Consider the following 26162-nt stretch of genomic DNA (forward strand, 5'->3'; position numbering starts at 1 on the left):
TCGGCCTCGGACGACGGCGCGGCGTCCCCGCTCACATCGAAGTGCGTACTGCCGCTCATCCGCCTGCGCTCCTAGCGTGGGGTCGATGCGAGTGCTGAAGACCTACGCCAGGATATTCGTCGCCGACCTCGACGAGTCGCTTCCGCTGTACGAGACGATCGTCGGTGCATCGGCCGATCTCCGATTCGCTTTCGAGAGGGCCGAACTCGCCGCCGTCGGCGACTTCCTCCTCATCGCGGGAGCCGACGACGACGTCGAGGCCTACCGGTCGACCGTCGGACCGGTCATCGTCGACGATCTCGACGCCTTGATCTCGCAGGTCAGCGGCGGAGCCGGATCCGAGAGCGCGACTGGACGATTCGCCTACCTTCGCCATCCCGACGGTGCGGTCCTCGAGTATGTCCAGTGGTCGCGGGAAGTCGCCGAAGCCGTGCTCGGAACGCCGAAGGCCGGCCCCCCGCTCGGGTGACCGGCCTTCGGTTGGTGCTGCGTGAGTGGACGCAGGGATCTGATCAGGAGATCAGAAGCCCATCCCGCCCATCTCGTCGCCACCCGGCATGGCCGGTGCGGCGTTCTTCTCGGGCTTGTCGGCGACGACGGCCTCGGTGGTGAGGAACAGAGCCGCGATCGAGGCTGCGTTCTGCAGCGCCGAGCGGGTGACCTTCACCGGGTCGTTGATGCCGGCCTTGAGCAGGTCCTCGTACACACCGGTGGCGGCGTTGAGGCCGGTGCCGGTGGGCGAGTTGAGGACCTTGTCGGCGACGACGCCCGGCTCGAGGCCGGCGTTGATCGCGATCTGCTTGGCCGGAGCCGACAGGGCGACCTTGACGATGTTGGCGCCGGTGGCCTCGTCACCCTCGAGCGAGAGTGCGTCGATGGCCGGCTCCGACTGCAGCAGGGCCACGCCACCGCCGGCGACGATGCCCTCTTCGACGGCAGCCTTCGCGTTGCGGACGGCGTCCTCGATGCGGTGCTTGCGCTCCTTGAGCTCGACCTCGGTGGCCGCGCCCGCCTTGATGACCGCAACACCGCCGGCCAGCTTGGCCAGACGCTCCTGCAGCTTCTCACGGTCGTAGTCGGAGTCGCTGTTCTCGATCTCGCCGCGGATCTGGGCGACACGACCGGCGATGGCGTCGGGATCGCCCGAGCCCTCGACGATGGTGGTCTCGTCCTTGGTCACGACGACCTTGCGAGCGGTACCGAGCAGCTCGATGCCCGCGCCCTCGAGCGAGAGGCCGACCTCTTCGCTGATGACCTCGCCACCGGTGAGGATGGCGATGTCGGCCAGCATGGCCTTGCGGCGGTCACCGAAGCCCGGGGCCTTGACGGCGACCGACTTGAAGGTGCCCTTGAGCTTGTTGACGACAAGGGTCGAGAGAGCTTCGCCCTCGACGTCCTCGGCGATGATCAGCAGCGGCTTGCCGGCCTGGATGACCTTCTCCAGCAGCGGCAGCAGGTCCTTGATGGTCGAGACCTTGCCTGAGACCAGCAGGATGTACGGGTCGTCGAGGACGGCTTCCTGGCGGTCGGCGTCGGTGACGAAGTAACCCGAGATGTAGCCCTTGTCGAAGCGCATGCCCTCGGTGAGCTCGAGCTGCAGGCCGAAGGTGTTGGACTCCTCGACCGTGATGACGCCTTCCTTGCCGACCTTGTCCATCGCCTCGGCGATGAGCTCACCGATCGAGGCGTCGCCGGCCGAGATACCGGCGGTGGCAGCGATCTGCTCCTTGGTCTCGACCTCCTTGGCGCTCTTCAGCAGCGACTCGGTGACGGCCTCGACGGCCTTCTCGATGCCGCGCTTCAGACCCAGCGGGTTGGCGCCGGCGGCGACGTTGCGCAGACCCTCACGGACGAGAGCCTGGGCGAGAACGGTGGCGGTGGTGGTGCCGTCGCCCGCGACATCGTCGGTCTTCTTGGCGACTTCCTTGACCAGCTCGGCGCCGATCTTCTCGTACGGGTCCTCCAGCTCGATCTCCTTGGCGATGGACACACCATCGTTGGTGATCGTGGGGGCGCCCCACTTCTTCTCCAGGACGACGTTGCGACCCTTGGGTCCCAACGTCACCTTGACGGCGTCGGCAAGGCTGTTGAGGCCCCGCTCGAGGCCGCGACGGGCCTCTTCGTCGAACGCAATTTGCTTGGCCATGGGTAAGTGATCCTCCGAAGGGGGTGACACTAGGTTCGTATGGCCGGAACTCGGTGCCCGCGACGGACGACCGGTGTGTCATTCGGTACCGGCCTCACCGTCCCGACCTGGCACTCACAGCTCGCGAGTGCCAACCTCGTTTTTAGCACTCGACCAGTGCGAGTGCAAGGCTGGATTAGGTGTCCCGGTCGGCTGCGTGGTCGGCCGCCGCGACGCTGACTACGTTGAGGACATGTCACTCGCCTTCAGGGAGTTCAGGTTCGGGGTCAACATGCTCGCGGCCGACACCGCGTCGTCGTGGCAGACGCGTGCCCGATCGGTCGAGGAACTCGGCTACGACGTCCTGCTCGTCCCCGACCACTTGGGCATCCCGAGCCCGTGGCCGGCACTGGCCGTCGCGGCCACCGCGACGCAGCGCCTGCGCGTCGGCCCGTTCGTCCTCAACGCCGCGTTCACCAACCCCGCGCTGCTCGCCCGGGACGCCGCCACCGTCGACCGGTTGTCCGACGGCCGCGTGGAACTCGGACTGGGCACCGGCTACGCCCGGGAGGAGTTCGACGCAGCGGGGATCGAATACCGGTCCGCGGGCCGGCGCGTCGATCACCTGTCGGCGACCGCCGCCCGCGTGACAGAGCTGCTCGCCGACGAGGATCATCAGCCCCGACCCGTGCAGCCGAGGATTCCGCTCCTGCTCGCCGGCAACGGCGACCGCGTGCTGACGATGGCCGCCGAACACGCCGACATCGTCGGGTTCACCGCGGCCCGAACGGGACCCGACGGCAATCTGGAACCGCTGTCCGCCGGCGATTTCGACGAACGGGTGGGCTTCGCACGCGCCGCCGCCGGGGACCGCGCCGTCGAGGTGGAGTGGAACCTCCTGCTACAGATCGTCACCGTGACCGGTGATCCGACGGCGGTGGCCGACGAGCTTCTCGCGAAGCACGAACTGTCGATGAGCGCTCAGGAGTTCCTGGGCCTGCCGTCGGTGCTCATCGGATCGGTCTCCGACATCGCCGCCCGCCTCGTCGACCTCCGGGAGCGGACCGGGATCAGCTATCTCACCGTGCTCGAACCCGCGCTCGAGGTGTTCGCCCCGGTGATCGCGGAGCTGCACGCCGTCGACGCCGGAGGGCGGTGAGGCGGTCACGGTCATTCGCACCCCCGACGACCGACGTCCCGCAAGCTGCCGGTCGACTAGGGTCTGAACCGTGGAATTCCTGCTGATCATCATCGTGGCGCTGCTGGCGATCATCGCGGTGGTCGTCATCTTCAACTTCCTGGGCAATCGGCGGGCCCGGCAGGCCGAGCAGGACGCCCTGCGTGAGCGGACCTATCGCCCCGGCGATCCGTTCTCGTCGGCCGACGACGATTCCGTCTACGGCGACCCCCGCGATCTCAAACCCGGCGACCTCGTCGAACTGCGCGGTCAGACCTACGCGGTCCGGGGCACCCTGCGCCTGACGCAGGACGGCTACACCTGGACCGAGAACTTCCTCGACACCGGTGTCGGGTCCAAGGCCTGGATATCGGTCGAGGACGATCCCGACCTCGAGGTCGTGCTGTGGCACGAGGTACCCGGTGCCGCCGTCACCCCCGGCCCCGACACCGTGGAGCTCGAGGGGCGTCGATACCAGTCGGAGGAGGCGGGCTCGGCGCGTTTCACCTCCGCGGGGACCACCGGCGTCGCGACCTCGGGCCGGATGGCCTATCACGATTATCAGGCCGGCGACGACCGCCTGTCCTTCGAGGACTACGGCAGCGGCTGGGAATGCGCCCGCGGCGAACTGTTGTCCCGCGCGGACTACCGCATCTACCCCACCAACCCGGCTCCGGAAACACCCTGACGGCGGCCCCGACGCCCGCCCATCCACACGACGCCCTGAGCACGGAGATCGCAGCACGCATGACCGAGAACACCGGACACCCCGGCGACCCCGCCGCACAACTCGCGGTGGCCTACGCCGACACCAGCGCGAGCCAGCTCGGCTTCTCGCTGAGCGCACCCTTGCAGGAGCCCCTGGCACAAGAGGATCGCGAGATCGACGGCATCACGGTGTCGGTGCGGCTGCTCGGCGCGAGCCATCAGGTACTCGTCGAGGACGGGGTGCAGCGGATCTGCGAGACCGTCGCCTGCCTGCCGGAGGTGACCTCGGCACTGCCGGAGAGTTTCCAGGAGAGCGGTTACTACTTCAGTTCCCGTGTCGAACAGGTCAATCCCGACCAGCTCGCCGCACTCGTCGAACAGCTGAGCGTTCGCGTCACCGAACAGCTGGCCACCGGACATCCGTGCGTGATGGGTCGCTTCCCGGGGGAGCCGCACGCCGTCACCGCGATCGTGTCGGAGTCCACCGATGACTCCATCAGCTGGCACACCTGGCACACCTATCCCAAGGCCGCCGAGGTCGTGATCACCTCCAGCAGGATCGACCGCGGTCCGGTGGCCCGCCCATGACCGGGCAACCACCGCCCGGCGGCCCACCGGACCCGCGCCGCCGTCTGAACAAGACCCGCAACATCATCATCGGCGTGATCGTCGTGCTCACCATCTTCGCGCTGATCGGTGCTTGCACCGCGCGAGTTGCCCGTGGCGGCGGCATCGGGGGGTCGGCGCGCGACTACATCACGCAGAACTACGAGCGCGACACCTCCCTCGACGAGGGCGACGTCGACGCCTATGTCGCCGACGGGACCCCGGAGCAGGTGGCGGCCGAGATCCGCGACGCCGAACGTCCCAGCGACCAGCGGAGCGGCGCCACCGGCACGGGCAACATCGCCGGCACGCAGTTCCTCCAATACCCCGACTACCTCGTCGGCCTGTTCCCGCTGGCGGCCGGCGCCACCCGGGTGATGCTCAGCCGGGATTACCGGTCGGGGTATCACCACTACCACCCCTACGTCGGCGCGTTCTGGGTCCCGACCCCCCGCTATGCGGGTAGCGGCAGCGGAAACCGCGGCGGCGGGAGCGGTGGTGGCGGTAAATGATCGTCGTCCGTCCGGCACGTGCCATCGAATTCGTCCGACCAACCAACGGAGAAGACCATGCTCGCTGATATCGCTGAGAACGCCTACGCTGCAGGCGCTTACGCCGGTGTCGGCGTGATCCTGATGATCGTCTCGTTCGGCATCCTCGACCTGCTCACGCCCGGGAAGCTCCGTTCGCAGCTGTGGACGGACCGCAACCGCAACGCCGGCATCCTGGTGGGTTCCAACATGCTCGCCGTCGCCGTGATCGTCACCGCCGCCATCGTCGCGAGCGAGGGACGACTGCTCGAGGGGCTCACCTACACCGCGGTGTACTCGGCGATCGGCCTGGTCGTGATGGCGGTGACCTTCCTCGTCATCGACCTGCTGACCCCCGGCAATCTCGGCGAGTTGCTGGTCCACCCGGAGAGCCACCCGGCGGTGTGGGTGCAGGGCGTCGCACACATCGGGGTGTCGATCATCGTGGCCGCCTCCATCCTGTGACCGGGTTCCCGCACTCCCCCGTTTGTCCGTGACCGGTCACGACTCCGCTGCCGCCGATGCCGAACCGGTGACGACCGAACCCGTTCCGGACGTGCTGGCGATGCGACCGCGATTCGCCCGCGCCGGACTGCTGGCCGTCGTCTTCGTCTGCGCCGCCTGCGGGTTGGTGTACGAGCTCGCGCTGGTCTCGCTCGGCTCGTTCCTGATCGGCAACACCGCGACGCAGGCGTCGATCGTCCTCGCGGTCATGGTCTTCGCGATGGGCATCGGGTCACTCGCCGCGAAACCGCTCCAGCCACAATCGGTCACGGCCTTCGCGGTCATCGAACTGCTGCTCGCCCTCATCGGCGGATTGTCGGTGATGGCGCTCTACGCGGCGTTCGCCTACCTGGAGTTGTACACGCCCGCCCTCGTCCTGGTGGCCTTCGTGCTCGGCATCCTGATCGGTGCCGAGATCCCGCTGCTGATGGTTCTGCTGCAACGGATTCGACGCCAGGAGGCGGGTTCGGCGGTCGCCGACATGTTCGCGGTCGACTATATCGGCGCCCTCATCGGCGGCCTGTGCTTCCCGTTCCTGTTGCTGCCGTTCTTCGGCCAGTTGCGGGGTGCTCTGGTGGTCGGGCTGGTCAACGCCGCGGCCGGCTGCTTCCTCGTCTTCGTCATCTTCCGCAAGTCGTTGTCGCGCACCCAGATGGGTGTCCTCTCCGCGTCGGCCGTCGCCGTCGTCGCCGTCCTGATCGCCGGCCTGCTGCTGTCCGGCCGCTTCGAGATCACCGCGCGCCAAGCGCTGTACCGCGATCCCATCGTCGCCGCCGAACGTAGTGCGTACCAGGACATCGTCATCACCGAGAACCGTTTCGGCGCAACGGCCGACACCCGCCTGTACCTGAACGGCGACCTGCAGTTCTCCTCGGTCGACGAGCATCGCTACCACGAGACGCTGGTGCATCCGGCGATGTCCGGGAACCACGACTCCGTGCTGATCCTCGGCGGCGGTGACGGACTCGCGCTCCGCGAGGTGCTCACCTACCCCGACGCCCGCGACGTCACGCTCGTCGAACTCGACCCGGAGATGATCCGACTCGCCCGGACCGACGAGCGTCTCACCACGTTGAACCGGGGTTCGATGACCGACCCCCGAGCCGAGGTGATCGCCGCCGACGCCTTCTCCTGGCTGCGCGGCACCGACCGCCGGTTCGACGTCATCATCGTCGACATGCCCGACCCCGACGACTCGGCCACCGCGAAGCTGTATTCCACCGAGTTCTACGCGATGGTCCGGGCGCATCTCGCCGAGGCGGGCCGCACCGTGGTCCAGGCCGGGTCCCCGTACTTCGCGCCGAAGTCGTTCTGGTGCGTGGCCTCGACCATGCGCGCGGCCGGGCTGGACCCGACCCCGTACCACGTCGATGTGCCGGCCTTCGGCGACTGGGGATTCCACCTGGCCGGCGCCGGGGGCAGGGTGACCCCGACCGTGGCGGCGCCCGGACCCCTCCGGTTCCTCAGTCCTGAACAGTTGGCAGCAGCAACGGTTTTCCCACTGGATCGGCAGCGACTGGATCTGCCGCCGTCGACCCTCATGGACCCGCGCATTCTCCGGTACGCACAGGGCGAGTGGGCGACCTACTGACGTCGGCAGATCGCCGGAGGCAGGTCAGAGTGCGGCCGCGGTGTCCGGCGACAATGCGATCAACATCTTCCCGCTGGCGCTCGTGCGGTCGGCGGCGGTCGCCGTCGCCGTCGCCGGGGAGTGGGAGCAGATCACGGCACTGTGCCGGGCCACGCGCGGCCTGCGAACCGCCGACTGATCGAACCGCCCGGGAGTTGTACGCCTCCGTCCCGACCCGGGCGTCGACCGATCGCGTGGCGTTCGCGTCCACCGATGCGGGAGGATGGGCCGCGGGAGGTGCGATGTCTGCTGAGCTGGCCGTGGTGTTCGGGATACTGGTCGTCACCGTCGTCTGGGCACTCACCGTCCTGGTGCGCACCCGGCGACGAGTGGCCACCCCTGCCGAGCGGGCGGTTCATCTGGCCCTGCACACCGCGTCGCTCGCCGCCCGCTCACTGCGCACCGGACTGTCGGCGGAGTCGGCTCGCGAAGCACTGCCGCACCTGCACACCCTGACCGGCGCCGAAGCGGTCGCACTGTACGACGGCGAACCGAGCCGCCTGGCCCACGAGCCGGACGGCGAGGCCATCTGGGACGCCGAGATGCTCGGCCACGCCGACCGTGCGGCGTCGTCCGCGCTGGGTGACCTCCGGCGCGTGCTGCTCACCGACCCCAGCGGCGCCGAGTCGCCTGTGCGCGCGCTGGTGGCCCAGCCGCTCCTCGCCGACGACGTCGGGGTCGGGGTCCTCGTGGTCGCCACCACGCGACGCCCCGGACCCGGGATGCTCGGCGCCATCGCCGAAGTCGCGCGGTACGCGTCGAGCCAGATCGAACTCGCCGACCTCGACGCCTCTCGCGCACGGCTCAACCGCGCCGAGGTCCTCGCCCTGCGCGCGCAGATCAGTCCGCACTTCATCTACAACGCGCTCAACACCATCGCCTCGTTCGTGCGGACCGACCCCGACCGGGCGCGCGATCTCGTCCTCGACTTCGCCGACTTCACCCGGTACTCCTTCCGGGCCGCCGGCGAATACACCGTGCTGGCCGACGAGCTACGGAACATCGACCGCTATCTCACCCTCGAACGAGCCCGTTTCGGCAATGCCCTGGACGTCAAACTGCATGTCGCACCGGAGGTCCTGAACGTCGTCGTGCCGTTCCTCGCGTTGCAGCCGCTCGTCGAGAACGCCGTCCGGCACGGCCTGGCGTCGAAGGGCGGCGGGACCATCACCATCGTCGCGGCCGACGAGGGCACCGACTGTGTCATCACGGTCGAGGACGACGGCGTGGGCATGGAACCGGAGCTCCTGCGCAGCGGCGCTCTCGACGCCCTCGACCACAGCGAGGGTGCCCACGTTGGCCTGACCAACGTCGACCACCGGCTCCGCGCCGCGTTCGGCAACGACTACGGACTCGTCGTCGAGACGGCGGTCGGCGCCGGCACCAAGGTGGGGATGCGTGTCCCGAAGTTCCGCGCGGGCATCCGGGCGTGAAACGCAACGCCCGAGTTCCGGCGGTGCCCGAACTCCCAGGCGGTAAACTGCGGGCTGTCGTCGAGGCGGGAGGTGTTCCATGACCGCACTGGTGGTACTCGCTGTCGACGACGAACCACCCGCTCTCGACGAGCTCGGCTACCTGTTGAACCGGCAGGACGACGTCGCCGAGGTCCGCTCCGCGTCCGACGCCACCGGCGCCCTCCGCGAACTCAACGAGCACCGCATCGACGCGATCTTCCTCGACATCAACATGCCCGGCCTGTCGGGACTCGAACTCGCCGGCGTCCTCGCGAAATACGCCTCGCCCCCGGCGATCGTGTTCGTCACCGCCCACGACGACCGGGCCGTCGACGCCTTCGAGGTCGGAGCGGTCGACTACCTGCTCAAACCCCTACGCGAACAACGTCTCACCCAGGCGGTCGACCGGGTCCGCGCGAGCCTCGACAGTCGGGAGCGTGCACCCGAGCCCGCGCAACCGACCGTTCGCCCGGAGCGTCGCACCACATCGGACGAGGTCATCCCCGTGGAGATGAGCGGCGTGACCTCGCTCGTCCGGCGCGATTCGATCTCCTGGGTCGAGGCCGTCGGCGATTACGCCCGACTGCACGCCGACTCGGGCGCACACCTCGTCCGCATACCGTTGTCGACGCTCGAATCCCGCTGGCAGGAGACCGGATTCGCCCGGGTACACAGGTCCTACCTCGTCGCGCTGCCGATGGTCACCGGATTGCGGACGGTCGGCGGCGGCACGGTGGTGTGTGTCCGCGCGAACGGCGCGTCCGAGGCCGTCGAGCTGCCCGTGAGCCGCCGACAGGTCCGCGAACTCAAGGACCGCCTCATCCGGGACCCGCTGCGCCAGTATCGTTCCCCCACCGCACGGGACGATGGCTGAGCACCCGCCCCAGCGCGAACGGGTGGTGCTCGCCTCCCGCCGCGGGGCGCGAATGGTCCGTACCCGCGTCGAGGTCCAGGAACAGACCGAGGTCGGCGACGCGCTCGTCCGCGGCCTCATGCGCGCCCAACTCGGTCTCGGGCTTCGGCTCGGAGGCGCCCTGCTCGCCGTTGCTGCCGCCATACCCGTTGCCGCCTGGATGTTTCCGGGGATCGCCGACGCCGGCGTCTTCGGGATTCGACTCATCTGGCTGATGCTGGGAATACTCGCCTTCCCACTCCTGTATCTGACCGGACGGCTCTACGTCCATTTCGCCGAGCAGGCCGAACGCGACTTCATGGGCCTCGTGGATGACGATCTGTCCGACGCACCCGAACCGGGCCCGCCGTGACGACCGACGTCCACGCCCTCACCGCGATCGGCCTGTTCGCCGCCGCCATCGCCACAATCGCGGTCGGCGCGTGGGGCGGCCGTTTCTCACGGACCACGTCGGACTTCCTGGTGGCGTCGCGGAGCGTCGGCTCACGCTGGAACGCCGCCGCGGTCTCCGGTGAATACCTCTCGGCAGCATCGTTTCTCGGCGTGGCGGGCCTCATCGCGAAGTACGGCGCCGACGCACTCTGGTACCCCGTCGGGTTCACCGCCGGCTACCTGGGCCTGTTGCTGTTCGTCGCCGCGCCCCTGCGTCGTTCCGGGGCCTACACGGTGCCCGACTTCGCCGAGTTCCGCCTCGCCTCCCCGGCGGCGCGGAAGACCGCGATGCTCGTCGTGGTCGTCGTCTGCGTGCTGTACCTGATCCCGCAGTTCCAGGGCGCGGGACTCACCCTCAACATCCTTCTCGGCGCACCGGTGTGGGCCGGCGTGGTCGGCGTCGGACTGATCGTGATCGTGAACGTGGTGGGCGGCGGCATGCGGTCAATCACCTTCGTGCAGGCCTTCCAGTACTGGCTCAAGCTGACCGCGATCGCGGTCCCCGCGCTCGTCCTGATCGGCGTCTTCGCCCAGGACCCCACGCCCGTCGGCGAACCCGCGCCGCCGCGGATCACCACCGCGACGACCGTCGACGTGACCACCGACGTCTCGGTCACCGTCGCCGAGACCACCGGCGTGCGGGTCACCGGGACGTTGGACGGGGTCGTCGTCGACGACGCGCCGGTGGACACCACCGGACCCCACGTCATCTCCGCGGGCTCGACGATCTTCCTCGACGCCGGTGCGGCCACCCCGGTCGTCGCGGGCGCGCCGGCACAAAACGCGGACTGGATCGCGCCCGGTGGGGGCTTCGGCGGCAGTCACCCGCTGTACCAGGTGCTGTCGCTCATCATCGCGACGTTCCTCGGCGTGATGGGTCTGCCCCACGTGCTGGTGCGCTTCTACACCAACCCCGACGGGCGATCGGCGCGGCGAACCGCGCTGGCGGTCATCGCACTGCTCTCGTTGTTCTACCTCTTCCCCATCCTGCTGGGGATGTTCGCACGGCTCTACGTCCCCGAACTGCTGATCACCGGCACCGCCGACGCCGCGGTCCTGTTGCTGCCGAGCGCGGCGGTCGGCGGGATCGCCGGTCAGATCCTGGCCGCGCTCGTCGCCGCCGGGGCGATCGCCGCCTTCCTCGCCACGTCGTCGGGGCTGCTGGTGTCGGTCGCCGGGGCGCTCGCCACCGACCTGCTGCGCGGCCGGGTGCGCGACTTCCGGGTGGCCGCGGTCATCGGCGGACTGATCCCGATCGGTTTGTCGCTGGCCGCCGCGTCCCTGGAGCTGTCCCGGACCGTCGGGTTGGTGTTCGCCGTCGCCGCGTCGACGCTGTGCCCGCTGCTGGTCCTCGGGATCTGGTGGCGCGGACTCACGGCCGTCGGCGCGATCGCCGGACTCGTCGTCGGCGGCGCGTCGTCGGGGTCGGCGACGATGCTGGCGATCGCCGGGGTCGTCGACGACGACGTGCTGGGCGGGTGGCTTGCGGTCGTGATCGGCTACCCGGCCGCTGTGACGGTCCCACTCGCGTTCGGCACGATGGTGCTGGTCAGCAAGGCAACCCGGGGACGGGTACCCGTCGACCTCGCACGGACCTTTGCCCGGATGCACGTCCCGGAACGCGTCGGGATGGGGCTCGATCGCACCCCGGGACGGGCCCCGGACGAGCGGGCGACCTGACCGTTCGGACAGGTGACCGTTCGCCGCTCGTCGGATCTCACCGACCGTCCGGCGCACGGACCGCGGGTTTCGGCGTGTGACCCAGGCCACCCGATTGTCTGTGATCTGCACCTCATTCAGGCTGACTTCCGTAGAGCCATCACACATGTGGCCACGTCACCCTGGGAGGAAACGTGTCGACCGTCGACCAACCACCACCGGCGCCACACGCGCCGACCGGCGAAGAGTTCATCGAGATGCAGGCCAGTCCGGAGTTCCAGGAGCTGCGGCGGACGCTGCGGAAGTTCGTCTTCCCGCTGACCGCGTTCTTCCTGATCTGGTACGCCCTCTACGTGCTGCTCGGCGCCTTCGCGCATGACTTCATGGCGACCCAGGTCTGGGGCAACATCAACCTCGGCCTGATCCTCGGTCTGTTGCAGTTCGTCAGCACCTTCGTCATCACCGGCATGTACGTACGCTTCGCCAATCGCAATCTCGACCCGAAGGCCGAGGCGATCCGCAACGAGATGGAAGGCGGGCCCGCACTGTGAACACCACTGCCGTACCCACCACCGACGTGACCGTCCTCGCGGCGACCGTCGGCAGCCCGGCCGCCAACATCGCCATCTTCGCCGCGTTCGTCGCGGTCACGATGTTCGTGGTCATCAAGGCCAGCAAGAACAACAACACCGCCGCCGACTTCTTCACCGGCGGTCGCGGCTTCTCCGGACCGCAGAACGGCGTCGCCATCGCCGGCGACTACCTGTCGGCGGCCAGCTTCCTCGGCATCGCGGGCGCCATCGCGGTCTACGGCTACGACGGCTTCCTCTACTCCATCGGGTTCCTCGTCGCGTGGCTGGTCGCGCTGCTGCTCGTGGCGGAACTGCTGCGCAACACCGGCAAGTTCACGATGGCGGACGTCCTCAGCTTCCGCCTCAAGCAACGCCCGGTGCGTCTGGCCGCGGCGATCTCCACCCTCGCGGTGTCGCTGTTCTACCTGCTCGCCCAGATGGCCGGCGCCGGCGGCCTGGTCGCGTTGCTCCTCGACATCGAGGGGCGCCTCGGCCAGTCCATCGTCATCGCCGTCGTCGGTGCGCTGATGATCGTCTACGTGCTCATCGGCGGCATGAAGGGCACCACCTGGGTGCAGATCATCAAGGCCGTCCTGCTCATCGCGGGTGCCGGCATCATGACCGTCATCGTGCTGGCCAAGTTCGGCATGAACCTGTCGTCGATCCTCGGTGCGGCACAGGACGCGGTGACCGACTCGACCAGCGAAAAGGTCGCCGCGCGTGACGTTCTCGCTCCCGGTGCCCAGTATGGCGGGTCCCTGACGAGCCAGATCAACTTCATCTCGCTCGCCATCGCGCTCGTCCTCGGCACCGCGGGCCTCCCGCACGTGCTGATGCGGTTCTACACCGTGCCGACCGCGAAAGAGGCTCGCAAGTCGGTGGTCTGGGCCATCGCCCTCATCGGCGCCTTCTACCTGTTCACCCTGGTTCTCGGTTACGGAGCGGCCGCCCTGGTCGGACCGGACAAGATCCTCGACGCCGCCGGCGGACAGAACTCGGCCGCACCGTTGCTCGCGTTCGAACTCGGTGGCGTGGTCCTGCTGGGCATCATCTCGGCGGTCGCCTTCGCGACGATCCTCGCCGTGGTCGCCGGCCTCGCCATCACCGCGTCGGCGTCGTTCGCCCACGACATCTACGCCTCGGTGATCAAGCGCAACAAGGCAAGTGAGGACGACCAGGTCCGCGTCTCGCGATACACCGTCGTGGTCCTCGGCATCGTCAGCATCGTCCTCGGCATCCTCGCCAACGGCCAGAACATCGCCTTCCTGGTGGCGCTGGCCTTCGCGATCGCCGCGGCCGCGAACCTGCCGACGATCGTCTACTCGCTCTACTGGAAGCGGTTCAACACCCGCGGCGCCCTGTGGAGCATGTACGGCGGCCTGATCTCCACGATCGTCCTGATCGTCTTCTCCCCCGCCGTCTCCGGGTCGTCGACCGCCATGATCTCCGGCGCCGACTTCGCCTGGTTCCCGCTGGCCAACCCGGGCATCATCTCGATCCCGCTGGCCTTCGTCCTCGGCATCGTCGGCACGCTGACCAGCCCGTCGGACAACGGCACCCCGGAACGCAACGCCGAGATGGAGGTTCGCTCCCTCACCGGCATCGGCGCCGAGAAGGCCGTGCAGCACTAGGTCATTCGCAAACCCACCCCTGTTCCGTGAACCCACTGCCTTGCAAGGCGGTGGGTGTACGGAACAGGGGTGGATTTGTGGGGGCACGCTCAGCTATCCGGGCGAAGTGCCGCCACACTCACCGGTGCGCTGAGATCACCGGGATCGCCGAAGCATGTAACCAGCACGGCTCCCGGAACGGGTACGACGCCACCCAACGTCTGCCCGCACGGCGACGGTACGGACGCGATCGAACCGTCCGGGTGGATCGTCGTCAGGTCGTACCGCCCCTGGTTCTCGAGAGGTCGCTTCAGTTGGGCCGTCACCACGGAGTCGTGCAGAAGAACCCAGCTCTGCGACTCCGGGATCGGATCGCGTGGCCAGTCGGTACCTTTCGGGATCGTGACGCGGGTCGACGAGCGAGAATCCAGATGTCCGATGACTACCGCCCCGGGCTGGTCGAAGTACATACCCCAGGACGGCTGCGCGTTCACATGGATCCCCGTCATCCGGCGCCCTCGAGCATCTGAACCCCACCACCATCTGTCCACCGGCTCGTGGCCGCCGTTCGCTATGGAGACCACCAATGCCCGGGGGACGTCATCGAGGTCCCACAGGTGAGCCACGAACTCGGAGTCGCCTGTCTCGCCGACGCTGACGTCGAACCGCTCGTCCGCCGCCGTGATTGCGATGCGATGGGTCCGGTCCGCTCCGGTCAGGGCGTCGAAGACAACGACCTTCACATGACCCCTGTCAGGAGCCACATAGACCACATGATGACCGGCAGCGAAGACCGAGCGCGGATGCGGGTTCGGTTCATCACGTCCGGTCGGCGGCGACACACGTCGCTGCCATCTGACCTCTCCGCTCCGAGGTTCGAGAACTGCCATCTCGCCGTCACGGATCACAGCCACTGGCTGATCGACGCGTCCGGCGCGTGGTACGTCGGAAATCAGAATCCACGGCGAATCGTTGGTCCAGAGGACCTGTCCGGTCATCGCATCGATCCCGGTCGTGAAATACCCCACCCGCCCCGCGCGGGTGTAGTCACAACCGACCACGACCACTGAATCGGTTCCCGTTCCGGTACTGGTGACGCGATCGAACCCTCGTTCGGCGCAATTCGCCGCACCGACGCCATCAGAAGTGTGGCTCCACCGTGGTCGGCCCGTCGTGCCGTCGTAGGCGACCAGGACGCCTTCGACGACTGCGGCGAAGCCCGGGCCGGCCGGGGTGATCGACCAGGGATCGACATCATCCACTCGGTAGGCTGGTTCCCCGGTGACCGAAGGCGGCACTTCGGGAATCCGAATGGCGTCGGTCCCCGTCGCTCCACTGCGCTCGAACGGCGTGAGACCGATCGCCAGTGTCACGACGAGAGCGACAACGGCGATTGCGCCGACCTCTCTTAGAGACAATCGATCTCGTCGAAACGTCGCCGCGACCGCGGCGACGAGCAGGCACGCCCACGCCGCCAGGACCGTTCGTACCACGTCATGTCCGCCCGGGCCTCCCGTCAGCGCCGCGATGGTATCGACCGCCTCGGATCGGACCGAATAGGCGAGGCAGACCCCCGAGACCAGGGCCGACCCGATTGCCGGACCGCGACCGACGAAGCCGAGGAGTACGACACCAATCACGAGCGACAACCCGAGCGATACTCCGAGCACGAGTGTTGTTGCGGCCCATTGTGTTCCGGTCCAGAATCCATCAGACACCCGACCCGACGGAACCCGTTGAACAAACGCCAGCCCGGAGAGGACGATTCCGGCAACCGCGGAAACAGTAGTCACGTAGCCGGCGAAGCGGGATGCGGCGGACGACCTTCGATAACTTCCGCCCACCGTGACGCCGGAATGGCCGGCGCTGATCGTCTCGGACTCTTGCGCCATCCCATGACCGTTCATCCCACCCCCGTCGACTGAACTCATTCGGTGCTGCCGGGCAGACTATCGGAGTTCGGCATCTCGGTCAGTCGCGCGTCCCCAGGCCGACCAACACTCCGGCGGCGCAGTTTCCGTCGTGCTTATCGGATCCAATAAGCGCGACGGAAACGGCACCGCGGGAACGAATTACGTATCTCAGGCGTCCTGAATCCGCGCAAACGGTCGAGCCGCCTCGAGTTCGAAGGCCAACTCGAGGAGGGTGCGCTCCTGGCCGAGGTCGGCGGCGAAGTGGATGCCCACCGGCATACCCGACTCCGTCTGTCCGAGTGGCAAACTGATCGCCGGTGTGCCCGCTGTGTTGTTGGCCGGGGTGAACGCGATGAACTTCGTCAGCCGGTCCATCGCCTCGTCGAAGTCGAGTGCGGGATCGAGGTACCCGATCTCCGGGTTCGCGTGGACGACGGTCGGGTTGAGGACCACGTCGAAGGTGTCGTGCAGTCCGCGGATCGCGGCCGTGGACTTCCGCAGCCCGCGGACCGCCCCGGGCAGCCGGTAGAAGTGCCGGAGGGCGCTGCGCGAGAGCCCGCGGGTGAACGAGTCCACCTGGGAACGGTCGAAGCCCTTGTCGACCACCCGTTTTCCGAATCGGTCCAGCGCCAGAGCGAGCAGTGACCAGTAGTCGATGAAGTCCCGGACGTAGTCCCGGTCCACCGGCAGCGGCACCATCTCGGTGCGATGTCCGAGGGACTCGACCAGCTCGGCGGCCTCGGTGACACACCGTTGTGTGTCCCGGTCGAGCAGCGAGCCGGTCAGCGGCTCGGTGATCAGCGCGATCTTGAGCCGTTTGGTCCCCGGCCCCTCGACCAGCCCGACCGGCGGCATCCCGGGCGCGGGCCGGAAACCCTGTGTGTCGGCGAGGAATCGGGCGGTGTCGCGCACCGAACGGCTGACGATCCCGTTCGACACGAGGTCGATCGGCGCGTCCCGGGTCTCTTTCGACGCCTCGACGCGCCCGCGACTCGGCTTCAGTCCGACCAACCCACAGATGGCGGCGGGGATGCGGATCGACCCGCCACCGTCGTTGGCGTGGGCGATCGGCAGTGCACCGGCCGCTACGAGCGCCGCGGAACCACCGGACGAGCCGCCCGACGAGTAGTCGGTGTCCCACGGGTTGCGGGTCGGCTCGCGGTCGACGAACTCCGTCGTCGAGGTCAGCCCGAAGGCGGGCATCGTCGACGCGCCGACCACATTGACGCCGCTCGCGAGGAACTGATTGGTGAAGGCCTCGTTGGCCTGTGCCGGGCGCTGGGGCACCGCAGCCGAACCGTGACAGGTCGGCAGCCCCGCGAAGTCGGTGTTGTTCTTGATGATCGACGGCACCCCGATGAACGATCCCAGCGGGAAGTCGTTGCCGACCGCGCGTTTGCGCGCACGCTCGCGATCGTCGAAGGCGATGGCGTTGAGGTGCGGGTTGACGGCATCGATCCGCGCGATCGCGGCCTCGACCGCCTCTGCGGCGGAGATCTCGCCGGATGCGATGGCCTGGGCGACGCCGACCGCGTCGTGCTCGCCGAGTGCGTCGTCGGTGAACGCGTGAACGTGTTTCATTCCCGGGACCTTATCGTCTCGGCCTACCTTCTCGGCGCAGCTCCGATCATCGACAAGACGTCATCGACCAGTCCGGCGGCGTGGTCGGCGTCGAGCTCGAGTCCGAAGACCGCATGGTGATACAGCGGGGCGATCACGTGGTCGAGCACCTGTCGGACCGGCGGTGTGGCCTCGCCGCGGTCCCGCGCCCGCGCGATCATCTGCTCGGCGTGCTCGCGCCGGATCTCCCAGCAGGGACAGACCTCGACGATGCCCTCGCGCGCGGCGACCATGGCCCGGAGGTAGGCCCGGCGCTTCGGGCGCGCGATGTCGGCCGCGATGATCTGGGCCCACTCCACCAGGTCGTCGGCGAGAGTGCCGGTGTCGGGCAGCGGCTCACCCTGGGTCAGGGCGGCCACGGCCACCTCGCCGAGCAACGCGTCGATCGATCCCCAGCGTCGATAGATGCTGGTCGGGTTGACCCCCGCGAGGTCGGCGACCTCGGGGATCGTCATCGTCTCGCGGCGCCCGGCGCCCACCAGCTGCCCCACCGCCGTGTAGACGGCGGACTGCACGCGGGCGCTGCGACCACCTGGACGACGGGTCGGCGAGGCGGGAGCACCAGAAATCGGGCTGTCGGGGGTGCGGGCCGTCGTCATGGAAGCCATTATTGCAAAGCTGATTGCTTTTGGAACGCAGTCCGGGCTAGTTTCTGAATGCAAACCTGTTTGCTTTAAGGAGACCTCGTGGCGCCACTGCACCCACATCGCGCGTTCTGGCTGATCGCGGCGACGTACATGATGGTCCTGTTCGCGTCCGCGGCACCGTCGCCGCTGTACCCCGTGTATCAGGAACTATGGGGATTCTCCGCGCTCACATTGACGCTCGTGTTCGCGGTGTACGTGGTGACCATGCTGGTGAGCCTCCTGACGGTCGGGTCTCTGTCCGATCATGTCGGCCGGCGGCCTGTCCTCGCCGTCGCGCTCGTCCTGCTCATCGCGAGCATGGTGCTGTTCGTCGTAGCCGAGGACGTCGGCACCCTGCTCGCCGCGCGCGCCCTGCAAGGCCTGGCCACCGGCGCGGCGATGGGCACCTTGACCGCGACGACCGTCGATCTGCAGCCCTCGGCCCGTGCCGGATCGACGATCGTCGGCGCGGCCCCGGCCATCGGCCTGGCGAGCGGCGTCGCCGTGGCCGGGGTGCTGGTCGAGTACGCACCCGCACCCCGCGTCCTGATCTACGAGATCATCCTCGGCCTGTTCGCCGCACTGCTGATCGCCCTTCTCGTCGTCCCGGAGACCCGCGAGCGAATCGGCTTCGATTCTCGACGGCACCTGGCCGGCACGCTCGCGCCGCAGGTGCGCGTGCCTCGCGAGGTCCGCACGGTGTTCCTGGCGTCAGTTCCCGCGCTCGTCGCCACCTGGTCCCTCGGCGGCCTGTATCTCTCGCTCGGGTCGTCGGTGGTCTCCCGTGTGTTCGGTGTGGGCAACCACGGCGCGGCGGGCGCGATCCTGTTCGTCTTCTTCGCCTGCGCGGCCGTCACGTCCCTGTTCATCACCGATCGCTCGTCGACGATCAAGGCTGCGTACGGATTCCCCGCACTCGCCGCCGGCGTGGTGATCTCACTCACCGGGGTCCTCATCGAATCCCTGCCCTTCTACATCGTCGGTTCGATCGTGGCCGGCTCGGGCTGGGCCGCCACCTTCCTCTCCGCGATGGACAACATCACCGCCGCGACACCTCCCACGAAGCGCGGTCAGGTCTTCTCGTCGGTGTTCGTGGCGAGCTACCTCGCATTCAGCGTCCCGGCCGTGATCGCCGGGATCGTCGTCTCGCACATCGGTTTGCGCGACACCATCATCGGCTACGTCGGCTACGTTCTCGCGATGGTGATGATCGCGGCAGCATTCGCGGTGACAGTGCGCCGCCGGGCAGCATCCGCAGCCCGGAACGCAGTCGAAGTCTCTCCGTCGCAACCGGAACCGGCATGCAGGGGCTGAGTCACCCGCCGACGGGCGGTCGCCATCCCACCATCCGCGTGGCCAGCTCCGCGTAGAAGCCCCCCATCTCCTCGGGCGAGAGTGACCCCCCGTCGCGATACCAGCGCGCGACATCGATCCCCATGGACAGCATCGCGTTGGTGGTGGCAAGCGAGTCGGCGACATCGAAGTCGCCGCGTGCGATCCCGGCTTCGATGATCTCGCGCACCCGTCTGGTGATCTCGCGACGCATGGCCATCACCGTGTCCAGATGGTCGGGCGCGAGGGCGTTGAGTTCGTAGTTCACCACCCGGCCCCCCACGTGCTCGCGCGCGTGGTGCTCGGTGAAGGCGTGGAAGATCGCCCGCAGCCGGTCGCCGGGGGACGCCGACGGATCATCGGCGTCGTCGATCGCCGCGAGAATCGCGCGATGACCGGCGTCGGAGATCTCGAACAGCAACTCCTCCTTGGAGCGGAAGTGCACGTAGACCGCCGCCGAACTCATCTGCGCGCCGTTGGCGATGTCCCTCGTGGTCGTCCCGTTGAACCCCTTGGCCGCGAACGCCTCGACGGCGGCGCGCAGGAGCCGGGCCCGGGCGGCCACGGGCCGGACTTCGAACGTCGGATCGGCAGACGGGCCCACGGTCACCTTCTCGGAACGGTCGGACTGGTCATCGCGACGAGCCCGTGATTGACAGCATCCGGCCCGCGCGGCATAGTGCAACCTATCACTAAGCAAGCGCTTAGTCATTCGTGGCTCGGTTGGTTCCCCAGCCTGGGTGCACACGGCAGAGGTCCCCAGTTCGACCACACCGCCCGGGGTACGGACACCCTCGACAGGAGTAGAGAAGAACCCATGCAGCTGAAATTCAGTCCTGAAGAAGAGGCCTTCCGCGAGGAGTTGCGCAGCATCTTCGCCAAGGTCCCCGAAGACGTCCGCAAGCGGTGCGAAGAGGGCAAGCTCCAGTACCCCGAGGACCTCGTCACCACGACGCGCATCCTCAACGAGCACGGTGTGGCCACCCCCAGCTGGCCGGTGGAGCACGGCGGCAAGGACTGGACCCCGATCCAGCATCACATCTACCGCGAGGAGATGAGCCTCGCGTTCGTCCCCGACATGCTGCCGTTCAACGTCGGCATGATCGGCCCGGTCATCGCCCAGTTCGGTTCCGACGAGATGAAGGAACGCTTCCTGGCCAAGACCGCCAACCTCGACATCTGGTGGTGCCAGGGCTTCTCCGAGCCCGAGGCCGGCTCCGACCTCGCCTCGCTGAAGACCCGCGCGGTCCGCGACGGCGACGACTACGTGATCAACGGCCAGAAGACCTGGACCACGCTCGGCCAGTTCGCGGACTGGATCTTCTGCCTCGCGCGCACCAACCCCGATGTCAAGAAGCAGGCCGGCATCAGCATGTTCCTGTTCCCGATGGACACGCCGGGCGTCGAGATCCGCCCGATCCAGCTCATCGACGGCAGCTACGAGGTCAACGAGGTCTTCTTCAACGACGTCCGCGTGCCCGCCGAGAACATGGTCGGCGAGGAGAACAGCGGCTGGACCCAGGCGAAGTTCCTGCTCGGCAACGAGCGCAACGGCATCGCCCGCGTCGGCTACACCAAGGCCAAGCTCGCCCGCGCCAAGGAACTCGCCAAGCAGACCCGGACCGCCAAGGGCACCCTGCTCGACGATCCGCTGTTCGCCGCCCGCCTGGCCGAGGTCGAGAACGAGCTGCTCGCCCTCGAGCTCACCCAGCTGCGCGTCGCCGCCTCGTCGGCCGACGGCAAGCCGAACCCGGCATCGTCGCTGCTCAAGCTGACCGGCAGCCAGCTGCAGCAGGCCGCCATGGAGCTCCTCGCCGACATCGCGGGCCCCGACTCGCTCCCGGTCGCCCAGCTCGACGCCTCGGCTCCGAACGGCAGCGCCGAGGTGAGCGCCCCCGAATGGGCCCAGCTCGCCGCCCCGACCTATCTCAACTACCGCAAGGTCACGATCTACGGCGGGTCGTCGGAGGTCCAGCGCCAGATCATCGACAAGGCTGTCCTCGGCCTCTGAGCGCCGACCCCGCACCTTTCGACCTTTCACTAAGGAACACCATGGATTTCGAGCTTTCCGAAGAGCAGGGGATGCTGCGCGACACCGTTCGCGAGGTCCTCACCAAGACCTACGACGTCGAGACGCTGCGCAAGGTCACCGACACCGATCTCGGCTGGAGCGAGAAGGTGTGGAAGTCGCTGGCCGAGATAGGCATCCTCGGCCTCACCTTCCCGGAGGACGAGGGCGGCATGGACGCCGGCCCCGTCGAATTCACCAGTGTCATGACCGAACTCGGCCGCGCACTGGCACCTGAGCCCTACCTCGACTCGGTCCTCGTCCCCGGCTCGCTCCTCGGCCTCGCCGACGACGCGACCCGCGCCGAGCTGCGGACCGCACTGGCGTCGGGCGAACTGCTGATGGCCTTCGCCCACACCGAGCCGGGCGACCGCTGGCCGGAGGCGCGGGTGGAAACCACCGCGTCGGCCGACGGCGTCCTCAACGGCACCAAGAGCCTTGTCGGACACGGCGATTGCGCTGCGAAGCTGATCGTTTCGGCGCGCGACGACAACGGCGTCGGCCTCTACCTGGTCGACGCGGACGCCGACGGCATCACCCGGACCCCGTACCGGACGCACGATCGCCGCCGCGGCGCACAGATCGAGTTCCGCGACGTCAAGGCCACCCGCCTGGGCAGCGGCGACGCGTCGCAGACCATCGCCGACGCCGAGGTCGGCATCCAGACCGCACTGTGCGCCGAGGCCGTCGGCGCGATGGAGCGGAGCCTGGACCTGACCGTCGAATACCTCAAGTCGCGCAAGCAGTTCGGCGTCACGCTGTCGGCCTTCCAGGCCCTCACCCACCGGGCCGCCGACATGTACGTCCAGCTCGAACTCGCCCGCAGCCTGAGCCTCTACGCGACGTCGGCGCTGGCGGACGGGATCGCCGATCCGATCATCGCGTCGCGGGCCAAGCTGCAGATCTGCCGGTCGGCGCGCCTGATCGGTCAGGAAGCGATCCAGATGCACGGCGGCATCGGTATGACCGCCGAGTACCCGATCGCCCATTACGTGAGCCGTCTGACGGCGATCAGCCACACCCTGGGCGACGCGTCGGACCATGTGACCCGCCTGGCGGAGAACATCGACACCTACGACATGCTCAGCGTCGGCTGATACCGGCTACTGTCCTTCAGCGAAGGCCCTGCGCGTTCTCGCGCGCAGGCCTTCGCTGAAGTCGTTGTCGGGCGGCAGCCCGCTGATGCCGATGCGAGGCGAGAGGGAGCCGGATGGAACTGCTGCGGGACAACCTGGCCGCGGGGGCATCGTTCAGCCTGGTGGGGATCGCCGTGCTCGTCCTCGGCTTCGCCGCCCTCGACCTGGTGACACCGGGCCGGCTGCGGCAGCTGGTGTGGATCGAGCACAACCGCAACGCGGTGCTGCTGACCACATCGATGGTCATCGGCCTCGCGATCGTGCTGGTCTGTTCGGTCATCGACACCGAACTCCTGGAACTGTGGCGCGCGTTGCTCTACACCGTCGCGTACACGGTCTTGGCGATCGCGGTGATGATGTGGTCGTTCGTGCTGATCGACTGGCTCACACCCGGGAAGCTCGGCACGCTGCTCTTCGACGGCGCGCCGCGCAGTGACGAGACCCCCGACGACGCCGTGACCACCGGCCGCCGGGCCGCCGACGAACACCCCGCCGGGTGGATCACCGCCGCCGTCTTCGTGGCCATCGGTGCCGTCATCGGGATCACCCTGCTGGTCTGAGTTCGGAGCGACATCGCTGGTCCAGGCGTTTTCCGGGGTTGACTCGGGCGCCCGAACATGCTTATTGACCCTCGGCCAACAAGCCCATAGGGTGAGCGACCATGACCGCAGCACTCATCGAGGAATCCATCGACATCGACGCCACGCCCGAGCAGGTGTGGTCGGTGATCTCCGATCTGAAGCGCATGGGCGAGTGGAGCCCCCAGTGCAAGAAGATGATCATCCGCGGCGGCACCGTCGGGTTGGGGACCAAGACCATCAACATCAACCGCCGGGGTCCGCTGGTGTGGCCGACCACCTCCAAGGTCGTCCGGTTCACCCCGAACCAGGAACTCGGCTTCCGGGTCGCGGAGAACCACACCATCTGGAGCTACACCATCACCCCGAAGGACGCCGGGGTCACGGTCACCGAGCGGCGCGAGGTCAACGGGTCGACCACCAAGGTGTCGTCGGTACTCGTCGACAAGCTCTTCGGCGGCGCCGAGTCGTTCGAAGAGGAGCTCAAGCTCGGGATGGCCGAGACGCTGGGCAAGATCAAGCGCGCCGCCGAGTCCAACTGACCCTTCGAGACGCTCGCAAGCTCGCTCCTCAGGGAGCGGGGAGACGCTCGCCCCCCTGCTCCCTGAGGAGGCCGGAGCTTGCGGAGGCCGTCACGAAGGGTCCTGTGCGATGCGTCGCCAACCCTTCGTGGCTCGTCGCTTTCGCTCCTCGCACCTCAGGGGGCAATGGTTGTGTCGGTCTCTCGGGTTTAGGCGCGGGGATCAGGTTCCGCTGAGCTTGCCGATGAGCTCGGGGAGGTCGGCGACCGAGTCGATGATGTGGTCGGGGTAGGGCCCGAACTCGTCACGCTGCAACGCATGCAGCGCCTCCTCGCGGAACTTGCCGGTGCGGACCAGCACCCCGATCAGCGCCGCCGCCTGGGCGCCGAGAACGTCGTTGTGCATGTCGTCGCCGACCATCACCACCTGGGTCGGCTCGAGACCGAGGACCTCGGTGGCCGCCCGGAAACCGACCGGCGACGGTTTGCCGATCGCCTTGATCTTTGCGCCCGAAGCCTTTTCGAGGCCCTCGAGGTAGACCCCGGTGTCGATGCTCAGGCCGTCCGCCGTCGACCAGGTCATGGACCGGTGCATCGCGATCACCGGAATCCCGTCGAGCATCATCTCCAGGACCTTGGACAATGCCGCGTGGGTGAACACCGAGCCGGCGCCGCCGAGTACCACCACCTCGGCCGACGCCGGGTCGTCGGTCAACTCCACGCCGGTCATGTCCTCGGCGATCGGGCCCTGGTTGAGCACCCACACGCGCTTGCCCGGATAGGTGGCGGCGACGTGTTCGGCGGTCAGCTTGGCGGCCGACAGGATCTCGTCCGGCTTCACCTCGAAACCGCATTCGTTGAGCGCCTCGGCGATCTCGCCACGCGAGCGGGACGTCGTGTTGGTCAAGAACATCCGCGGGATGCCCTGGTCGGCGAGATCGGCGATCGCCTCGACCGCGCCGGGCAGCGCCTGCCACGAGGTGACCATCACCCCGTCGATGTCGAACAGCAGACCCAGCGCCATGCGCACGAATGTAGTCCTCGCCCAGCGGCGTCGCAGGACGGCCCGGCCACGAGCCGGGACGGCGGCATCGTCCCCGTCGACACCTGGCATGCTGAGCGCATGCGTACCGTCGTAGAGCATCAGCGCGTCGTCGCGGCGTTGTTCGGCGCACCCGAACCGTCGGAGGTCGCGGTACCCGAATCGCTGGGTCTCGCCACGTTCACCGACGTCGACGCCCCGCTGTCGCTGCCCGGCTTCGACAACTCCGCGATGGACGGATTCGCGGTCCGCGCCGACGATCTCGCGGACGCGAGCGCCGACACCCCGGTCACCCTGCCGGTCGCCGCGGACATCCCCGCCGGCCGCACCGACGACCTCACTCTCGAGCCGGGCACCGCGCACCGCATCATGACCGGCGCCCCGATGCCCGCGGGCGCCGACGCGGTGGTCCCGGTCGAACTGACCGACGCCGTGGTGGGCCCGGTCGCCGCGGCGCCGACCGTCACGTTCACCGCCGCACCCGAGCGCGGCAGGCACATCCGGCGCGGCGGCTCCGACATCGAGGCCGGCACCCGGGCGCTGCCGGCCGGCACGGTGATCGGCGCACCGCAGATCGGCCTGCTCGCCGCACTGGGCCTCGCCGAGATCACCGTCGCCCGACGGCTGCGGGTCGTCGTGCTGTCCACCGGTTCCGAACTCGTCGAACCCGGAAAACCGTTGCGCCACGGGCAGATCTATGAGTCCAACGGCGCGATGCTGACCGCCGCGGTCATCGAGGCCGGCGCGGCCGGCCGTCACCTGCACTTCGTGCCCGACAACACCGCGGACTTCGCCGCGCGGCTCGACGAGGTCGCCGACGACGCCGATCTGATCATCACCTCGGGCGGTGTCAGCGCCGGCGCCTTCGAGGTGGTGAAGGACGCACTGTCGGCGACCGGGACCGTCGAGTTCGTGAAGGTTGCGATGCAGCCGGGCATGCCCCAGGGGTGCGGCCACTTCCCCTCCTCCCGCGGCCGGCGCGTGCCGATCATCACGCTGCCGGGCAACCCCGTCAGTGCACTCGTGTCCTTCGAGGTCTTCATCCGGCCCGCGCTGCGGGCCGCGATGGCACTGCCCGCCGACCGGGAACGGATCCGAGCCCGTCTCGGTGCCGACATCCGCTCACCCCGCGGCAAACGACAGTTCCTGCGGGGCGTGCTCGACGCCGGGCCTCGCGACGGGGTGGTCGGGGTGGACCCGATCGGCCCGCCGGCGTCCCATCACCTGCGCTACCTCGCCGAGGCCGACGCGCTCATCGACGTCCCCGCCGACGTCGAGGCGGTCGAGGCGGGCACCCTGGTGGACGTGCTGGTCCTGCGCTGACGACGAGGTCTCCGGGCGCGGCGCTCTAGAGTGGACGCCGATGCACCCGGCGATGCGGTGCGCACCATTTATCCGGCCTGGACA

26 protein-coding genes are annotated in these 26162 nt (G+C 68.3%); 20 read left to right on the forward strand and 6 right to left on the reverse strand.

The window, feature by feature from the left end:
- Positions 1-85: 85 nt before the first annotated feature.
- Complete coding sequence (locus tag M4D77_RS06045; RefSeq protein ID WP_259935768.1) at positions 86-469, forward strand: VOC family protein; 384 nt, start codon at positions 86-88, stop codon at positions 467-469.
- A gap of 51 nt (positions 470-520) precedes the next feature.
- On the opposite strand, the gene groL is transcribed toward M4D77_RS06045, so the two are convergent.
- Complete coding sequence (gene groL, locus M4D77_RS06050) at positions 521-2146, reverse strand: chaperonin GroEL (RefSeq protein WP_065630128.1); 1626 nt, start codon at positions 2144-2146, stop codon at positions 521-523.
- A 232-nt stretch (positions 2147-2378) separates the two neighbouring features.
- On the opposite strand from groL, the gene M4D77_RS06055 reads away from it, so the two are divergent.
- The 13 genes from M4D77_RS06055 to M4D77_RS06115 all read left to right on the forward strand — a co-directional run bounded on the left by M4D77_RS06055 (position 2379) and on the right by M4D77_RS06115 (position 13941).
- Entirely contained in the window at positions 2379-3284 is a 906-nt protein-coding gene (locus tag M4D77_RS06055) for a TIGR03621 family F420-dependent LLM class oxidoreductase (protein ID WP_259935769.1), read from the forward strand.
- Between the two features lie 70 nt (positions 3285-3354).
- Entirely contained in the window at positions 3355-3990 is a 636-nt protein-coding gene (locus M4D77_RS06060; protein ID WP_068970516.1) for a DUF4178 domain-containing protein, read from the forward strand.
- A 59-nt stretch (positions 3991-4049) separates the two neighbouring features.
- Entirely contained in the window at positions 4050-4598 is a 549-nt protein-coding gene (locus M4D77_RS06065; RefSeq protein WP_226512373.1) for a DUF2617 family protein, read from the forward strand.
- Complete coding sequence (locus M4D77_RS06070) at positions 4595-5128, forward strand: DUF4247 domain-containing protein (protein WP_065630125.1); 534 nt, start codon at positions 4595-4597, stop codon at positions 5126-5128. Before M4D77_RS06065 ends, M4D77_RS06070 begins: the two co-directional genes overlap by 4 nt.
- A 57-nt stretch (positions 5129-5185) precedes the next feature.
- Positions 5186-5611: a DUF350 domain-containing protein gene (locus M4D77_RS06075; RefSeq protein ID WP_068970523.1), complete on the forward strand. Its 426-nt coding sequence runs from the start codon at positions 5186-5188 to the stop codon at positions 5609-5611.
- 100 nt (positions 5612-5711) lie between these two features.
- Positions 5712-7241, forward strand: coding sequence for a polyamine aminopropyltransferase (locus M4D77_RS06080; protein ID WP_159371808.1), 1530 nt, complete (start codon positions 5712-5714; stop codon positions 7239-7241).
- Positions 7242-7281: 40 nt separating this feature from the next.
- Positions 7282-7419 carry a hypothetical protein gene (locus M4D77_RS06085; RefSeq protein WP_165630638.1) on the forward strand — a complete coding sequence of 46 codons (138 nt, stop codon included), beginning with the start codon at positions 7282-7284 and terminating at the stop codon, positions 7417-7419.
- Positions 7420-7522: 103 nt separating this feature from the next.
- Positions 7523-8713, forward strand: a complete 1191-nt coding sequence (locus M4D77_RS06090; RefSeq protein WP_165630639.1) for a sensor histidine kinase — start codon at positions 7523-7525, stop codon at positions 8711-8713.
- Between the two features lie 79 nt (positions 8714-8792).
- Positions 8793-9608 carry a LytTR family DNA-binding domain-containing protein gene (locus M4D77_RS06095; RefSeq protein WP_259935770.1) on the forward strand — a complete coding sequence of 272 codons (816 nt, stop codon included), beginning with the start codon at positions 8793-8795 and terminating at the stop codon, positions 9606-9608.
- On the forward strand, positions 9601-9999 hold the full coding sequence (locus M4D77_RS06100; protein WP_259935771.1) for a hypothetical protein: 399 nt from the start codon (positions 9601-9603) through the stop codon (positions 9997-9999). The genes M4D77_RS06095 and M4D77_RS06100 overlap by 8 nt, the downstream gene beginning before the upstream one ends.
- A complete protein-coding gene (locus M4D77_RS06105) occupies positions 9996-11759 on the forward strand; it encodes a cation acetate symporter (protein ID WP_259935772.1) in 1764 nt (587 codons plus the stop codon). The genes M4D77_RS06100 and M4D77_RS06105 overlap by 4 nt, the downstream gene beginning before the upstream one ends.
- Before the next feature lie 173 nt (positions 11760-11932).
- Positions 11933-12289 carry a DUF485 domain-containing protein gene (locus tag M4D77_RS06110; protein WP_058251329.1) on the forward strand — a complete coding sequence of 119 codons (357 nt, stop codon included), beginning with the start codon at positions 11933-11935 and terminating at the stop codon, positions 12287-12289.
- 26 nt (positions 12290-12315) lie between these two features.
- On the forward strand, positions 12316-13941 hold the full coding sequence (locus M4D77_RS06115) for a cation acetate symporter (RefSeq protein ID WP_065630162.1): 1626 nt from the start codon (positions 12316-12318) through the stop codon (positions 13939-13941).
- Between the two features lie 89 nt (positions 13942-14030).
- On the opposite strand, the gene M4D77_RS06120 is transcribed toward M4D77_RS06115, so the two are convergent.
- The 3 genes from M4D77_RS06120 to M4D77_RS06130 all read right to left on the reverse strand — a co-directional run bounded on the left by M4D77_RS06120 (position 14031) and on the right by M4D77_RS06130 (position 18052).
- Positions 14031-15560 (reverse strand): PQQ-like beta-propeller repeat protein, encoded by a 1530-nt coding sequence (locus tag M4D77_RS06120; protein ID WP_259935786.1) that lies wholly within the window; start codon positions 15558-15560, stop codon positions 14031-14033.
- A gap of 441 nt (positions 15561-16001) precedes the next feature.
- Positions 16002-17414 (reverse strand): amidase, encoded by a 1413-nt coding sequence (locus tag M4D77_RS06125; RefSeq protein ID WP_259935773.1) that lies wholly within the window; start codon positions 17412-17414, stop codon positions 16002-16004.
- A gap of 23 nt (positions 17415-17437) precedes the next feature.
- The gene (locus tag M4D77_RS06130) at positions 17438-18052 is read right to left on the reverse strand and encodes a TetR/AcrR family transcriptional regulator (protein ID WP_259935774.1); all 615 of its coding nucleotides are present in this window, start codon (positions 18050-18052) and stop codon (positions 17438-17440) included.
- A gap of 87 nt (positions 18053-18139) precedes the next feature.
- On the opposite strand from M4D77_RS06130, the gene M4D77_RS06135 reads away from it, so the two are divergent.
- Positions 18140-19393: an MFS transporter gene (locus M4D77_RS06135; RefSeq protein ID WP_226512366.1), complete on the forward strand. Its 1254-nt coding sequence runs from the start codon at positions 18140-18142 to the stop codon at positions 19391-19393.
- A 1-nt stretch (position 19394) separates the two neighbouring features.
- On the opposite strand, the gene M4D77_RS06140 is transcribed toward M4D77_RS06135, so the two are convergent.
- Positions 19395-20021, reverse strand: coding sequence for a TetR/AcrR family transcriptional regulator (locus tag M4D77_RS06140; RefSeq protein ID WP_226512365.1), 627 nt, complete (start codon positions 20019-20021; stop codon positions 19395-19397).
- 207 nt (positions 20022-20228) lie between these two features.
- Between M4D77_RS06140 and M4D77_RS06145 the strand changes: the two genes are divergently transcribed.
- The 4 genes from M4D77_RS06145 to M4D77_RS06160 all read left to right on the forward strand — a co-directional run bounded on the left by M4D77_RS06145 (position 20229) and on the right by M4D77_RS06160 (position 23735).
- Positions 20229-21422, forward strand: coding sequence for an acyl-CoA dehydrogenase family protein (locus M4D77_RS06145; RefSeq protein ID WP_058251335.1), 1194 nt, complete (start codon positions 20229-20231; stop codon positions 21420-21422).
- A 41-nt stretch (positions 21423-21463) separates the two neighbouring features.
- Complete coding sequence (locus M4D77_RS06150) at positions 21464-22576, forward strand: acyl-CoA dehydrogenase family protein (RefSeq protein ID WP_137808576.1); 1113 nt, start codon at positions 21464-21466, stop codon at positions 22574-22576.
- Positions 22577-22689: 113 nt separating this feature from the next.
- Positions 22690-23175, forward strand: coding sequence for a DUF350 domain-containing protein (locus M4D77_RS06155; RefSeq protein WP_226512364.1), 486 nt, complete (start codon positions 22690-22692; stop codon positions 23173-23175).
- Between the two features lie 101 nt (positions 23176-23276).
- Positions 23277-23735, forward strand: coding sequence for an SRPBCC family protein (locus tag M4D77_RS06160; RefSeq protein ID WP_058251338.1), 459 nt, complete (start codon positions 23277-23279; stop codon positions 23733-23735).
- Between the two features lie 201 nt (positions 23736-23936).
- Here M4D77_RS06160 and M4D77_RS06165 read toward each other — a convergent pair whose 3' ends face one another.
- Positions 23937-24737 (reverse strand): HAD-IIA family hydrolase, encoded by an 801-nt coding sequence (locus tag M4D77_RS06165; protein WP_259935787.1) that lies wholly within the window; start codon positions 24735-24737, stop codon positions 23937-23939.
- A 99-nt stretch (positions 24738-24836) separates the two neighbouring features.
- Between M4D77_RS06165 and glp the strand changes: the two genes are divergently transcribed.
- Complete coding sequence (gene glp / locus M4D77_RS06170) at positions 24837-26078, forward strand: gephyrin-like molybdotransferase Glp (RefSeq protein WP_259935775.1); 1242 nt, start codon at positions 24837-24839, stop codon at positions 26076-26078.
- The last annotated feature ends 84 nt before the right edge of the window (positions 26079-26162 follow it).

The organism is Gordonia sp. p3-SID1431 (genome assembly GCF_025143765.1).
In the GTDB taxonomy this organism is placed as follows: Bacteria; Actinomycetota; Actinomycetes; order Mycobacteriales; family Mycobacteriaceae; genus Gordonia; species Gordonia hongkongensis.

Coding starts and splice junctions, on each gene's coding strand:
- M4D77_RS06125 (WP_259935773.1), bottom strand. CDS start 17,414: ATGAAACACGTTCACGCGTTCACCGACGACGCACTCGGCGAGCACGAC.
- M4D77_RS06075 (WP_068970523.1), top strand. CDS start 5,186: ATGCTCGCTGATATCGCTGAGAACGCCTACGCTGCAGGCGCTTACGCC.
- M4D77_RS06045 (WP_259935768.1), top strand. CDS start 86: ATGCGAGTGCTGAAGACCTACGCCAGGATATTCGTCGCCGACCTCGAC.
- M4D77_RS06150 (WP_137808576.1), top strand. CDS start 21,464: ATGGATTTCGAGCTTTCCGAAGAGCAGGGGATGCTGCGCGACACCGTT.
- M4D77_RS06130 (WP_259935774.1), bottom strand. CDS start 18,052: ATGACGACGGCCCGCACCCCCGACAGCCCGATTTCTGGTGCTCCCGCC.
- glp (WP_259935775.1), top strand. CDS start 24,837: ATGCGTACCGTCGTAGAGCATCAGCGCGTCGTCGCGGCGTTGTTCGGC.
- M4D77_RS06065 (WP_226512373.1), top strand. CDS start 4,050: ATGACCGAGAACACCGGACACCCCGGCGACCCCGCCGCACAACTCGCG.
- M4D77_RS06160 (WP_058251338.1), top strand. CDS start 23,277: ATGACCGCAGCACTCATCGAGGAATCCATCGACATCGACGCCACGCCC.
- groL (WP_065630128.1), bottom strand. CDS start 2,146: ATGGCCAAGCAAATTGCGTTCGACGAAGAGGCCCGTCGCGGCCTCGAG.
- M4D77_RS06080 (WP_159371808.1), top strand. CDS start 5,712: ATGCGACCGCGATTCGCCCGCGCCGGACTGCTGGCCGTCGTCTTCGTC.
- M4D77_RS06095 (WP_259935770.1), top strand. CDS start 8,793: ATGACCGCACTGGTGGTACTCGCTGTCGACGACGAACCACCCGCTCTC.
- M4D77_RS06100 (WP_259935771.1), top strand. CDS start 9,601: ATGGCTGAGCACCCGCCCCAGCGCGAACGGGTGGTGCTCGCCTCCCGC.
- M4D77_RS06070 (WP_065630125.1), top strand. CDS start 4,595: ATGACCGGGCAACCACCGCCCGGCGGCCCACCGGACCCGCGCCGCCGT.
- M4D77_RS06145 (WP_058251335.1), top strand. CDS start 20,229: ATGCAGCTGAAATTCAGTCCTGAAGAAGAGGCCTTCCGCGAGGAGTTG.
- M4D77_RS06155 (WP_226512364.1), top strand. CDS start 22,690: ATGGAACTGCTGCGGGACAACCTGGCCGCGGGGGCATCGTTCAGCCTG.
- M4D77_RS06165 (WP_259935787.1), bottom strand. CDS start 24,737: ATGGCGCTGGGTCTGCTGTTCGACATCGACGGGGTGATGGTCACCTCG.
- M4D77_RS06090 (WP_165630639.1), top strand. CDS start 7,523: ATGTCTGCTGAGCTGGCCGTGGTGTTCGGGATACTGGTCGTCACCGTC.
- M4D77_RS06055 (WP_259935769.1), top strand. CDS start 2,379: ATGTCACTCGCCTTCAGGGAGTTCAGGTTCGGGGTCAACATGCTCGCG.